We start from the raw sequence: 2,900 nt of genomic DNA, 5'->3' as shown, positions 1-2,900 counted from the left end.
GTGTAAGTGGTAACTCTAACGGTGCAATTTCCTTTACACGCCTAGCGGGAAAAGCATTTATTCAAGCTTTTAGCTTTGAGTTTCTTAAGGATGACCACCATCTCAAAGATTTTGCAATTGATCTACAAAAAAATCGGGCTTCTTTTCAAGATAATAACCTTGATGACCCAGTTAAATGGTATGTAGATTATGCAATTCTTCGCTAGCCTAGTCTCCCAATCCAAAATCTGAAAATCAGTAGTCATAAATCTCAAGGAGTAAAGTATGAAATTAGCAAAATTTGGTACTGAAAAGCATCTCTTTCTCGTATTATTTGGCATTGTTGCTTTTAGCGCGCTCGCCATGCCGTCTGTACTTGCAGAACCTGGACAAATTCAAATTGAGACAACTCGTATCAACCCAGAAATATTCCGTGATGATTTAATTATTCGTCCAAATCAAAAAATTTGTAGTTCGCGTTCTCCCAAACAATGTGAAGAATGGCTCAAAAAAATCAGAGCAACACAAGAACTTCGAGGAATTAAAATTCCTCAACCACAACCAGACCCCTTTCCTGGATTGATTCGTACTTCTCCCAATCCCATCAATCCTAGATAAGTCAAATCTCAAAGTAGCAATATATTAAGCTATATAATTTATTGCTAAACATTGCTCACTTTGAGATATTTTTCCACTTGAATATCAATTGTAAAAAAATAATCGAAGTTTAAATATGAAATATAAATTTATCCTCAAGTTGGGATTCTGCCTACCAATTTTCACCTTTGTCTTAATAAGTCCTCAAGCCAAAGCTCAATCAGTATCGTGGGCAAGAATTAACTCTATTCCCACAGCCAATAAAATAGCGGCTTGCCCTAATGGTAGGATGTATATTTTGCATAGAGATAGGTCTATAACTGTAAATCGCGCCAGTGGGCGTGGTTCCGATTGGCAAAATCTTACACTTCCCAGTGGTAGGGGTTCCATAACAAATATTTTGTGTGCTGGGAATAAACTCCATATTGTCAAAGGTGCGGATCTTTTTCAAAATTCGGGCAGTGATGAATCACCTCAATGGACAACAATTATGAGCCGTTCAGCCAGCACTCAATTCGGGTTTTCATTGGCTACAAGTGGTGCTTCCCTTGGACTTGATGGTGCAAGAATTCCTGCTATTTTTACACTTCTGCCGTCTACTTCTGGCATATCATTGTGGCAATACAGCAATACTACTGCAATACCTTGGATATTAAAAGGTAGACCAATATATGCCCAGCGCATTGCTGCTGCTGGGGATCAATGGACTCCTCTCCCTCGCATTTTTGCGCTCAACACTGATAAGTCTTTATGGCTAAATAGTGGTTCTGGCTGTGAAAGAGTTGGTTCAGCTTATTTTTGGCGACGAATTGATATGCCACAGGCTGCGGAAGAAATAACTGCGGCTAGTGTAGAAAAAATCTACGCGCTGAATACAGACAAGACTTTATGGGAAGGAGGGGTAAGAAGAAATGTAACTGCTGTGAGTTTGGGTGAGAGAGAATTGACTTTATTAAACTTGGCAATCAATGGTACTACTATATCTCTAGATCGTAAGCCTAGAACTAATAACACAGAATTGAAAATTACACCCTCTCGGATTCTTAGCACAGCAGGATTAAGAGAAAATATTCAAGATTTGGGAGAATTGAAAACACCAGGCCCTTTGGGTGCAAAATTAGGTGTTTGGTTTACTAACTTTCGTTTTCAAAGAAATATACAGTTGCGATTAACAGGCAATAACCTAGAAATTAGCGCACCTTTCGCAGATGGTGGGAAAGTTACAGTTAACAGTTTTATCCCTGGTAATTGGGACATCAAAAATGCAAAATTTACTTTTGTTTTTGACATTGTTAATGATACCTGTGGATTACCAGAATTAAAATTACGCTCTGGTCGTTTTGATGCCAATCTGCAAGGGGATGTAGCAGGAAGTTTTATTGGCAATTTTGAAGATATACGCGCCCAGATTGAAGCTAAAGTTAACGAACAAATAGGTAATTTCCTAGCAGAACCAGAAGTGAAAGCAGCACTCAGTAAATTGTTAGTAGATTTAGTTCCTCGACTTCCTGATTCGGGATTTGTTAATGGTCGTTCTCCTACTGCACCTTATACTTTTATCAGTGGTTCCGCAAGTATTAGTCGTGGACGCTTAAACTATAGAGTTGAGCAATAATAACTATCTTTAAATAGAGAATCAAAATACATGAATACAGCTAGAGACTAACAATAATGCAGTTTTATCTAGTTTTTGGCATGGTTATCAGAGTCAAAACGTAATTGACCCTACATACTGGCAATTACGTCCTTTATTTCAGTTATACTATTTGTTAAGTTGGGTAAGTAATAAATCATTAGAACAGAAACAGATTATTGAAGGATTAGAACAAGAAAATCTATTATGTTGCCAATTATAAATATTCTTCTTACACCAATTGAAAACTAATGACTTAGCAACGAAAAATCGCAACTATAAAAACAAAACTTATTTGTGCAGCAGCATCAATTACTTACACTAATGTTTAGATTTAGATATATCAGCTATTCTCAGTAAATTAAAAGTTTTGCAATGAATCATAATATTAAGGTGAGCAAGCAGTGAGTATTCATTTTAGTGGTACATGGACTGAGCAGCAATATAACCGCTTCCAGAAGCTTTGTCTGCCAACATTTTTAAAATGGATATTTAAATGGTTTCCCTGGTTTGCCCCGCCGGAGGCGATCGCTCTAGTAATAATGTAGCGATCGCACGGCGGTAAGACTTGCGAGCGATTCATGGACGGATGCCTGGAGCGGGATAAAGCACCTAACAGAAATTGTAGAACTTTTTTATTTATTGTTGGACTTTATTATTTATTGTTGAATTTTTTTATTCCTCTACACCA

The 2,900-nt window shown here is 37.3% G+C and carries 4 protein-coding genes; 3 read left to right on the top strand and 1 reads right to left on the bottom strand.

Annotated features, from left to right (window positions below):
• The 3 genes from ACWATR_RS39225 to ACWATR_RS39215 all read left to right on the top strand — a co-directional run.
• Nucleotides 1-206 (top strand): hypothetical protein (locus ACWATR_RS39225; RefSeq protein WP_460345569.1); only part of this gene is annotated, 206 nt, incomplete at its 5' end.
• 58 nt (nt 207-264) lie between these two features.
• Complete coding sequence (locus ACWATR_RS39220; RefSeq protein ID WP_460345566.1) at nt 265-597, top strand: hypothetical protein; 333 nt, start codon at nt 265-267, stop codon at nt 595-597.
• Between the two features lie 115 nt (nt 598-712).
• Nucleotides 713-2,191 carry a hypothetical protein gene (locus ACWATR_RS39215; RefSeq protein ID WP_460345563.1) on the top strand — a complete coding sequence of 493 codons (1,479 nt, stop codon included), beginning with the start codon at nt 713-715 and terminating at the stop codon, nt 2,189-2,191.
• Between the two features lie 430 nt (nt 2,192-2,621).
• On the opposite strand, the gene ACWATR_RS39210 is transcribed toward ACWATR_RS39215, so the two are convergent.
• Entirely contained in the window at nt 2,622-2,792 is a 171-nt protein-coding gene (locus ACWATR_RS39210; protein WP_460345559.1) for a hypothetical protein, read from the bottom strand.
• Between the last annotated feature and the right edge of the window lie 108 nt (nt 2,793-2,900).

The organism is Nostoc sp. UIC 10890 (genome assembly GCF_054786515.1).
This window is presented reverse-complemented; position numbering and strand designations above follow the sequence as displayed.

What these genes read in the sequence shown, in the direction of transcription:
- ACWATR_RS39220 (WP_460345566.1), top strand. Translation starts at nt 265, where the DNA reads ATGAAATTAGCAAAATTTGGTACTGAAAAGCATCTCTTTCTCGTATTA.
- ACWATR_RS39210 (WP_460345559.1), bottom strand. Translation starts at nt 2,792, where the DNA reads ATGAATCGCTCGCAAGTCTTACCGCCGTGCGATCGCTACATTATTACT.
- ACWATR_RS39215 (WP_460345563.1), top strand. Translation starts at nt 713, where the DNA reads ATGAAATATAAATTTATCCTCAAGTTGGGATTCTGCCTACCAATTTTC.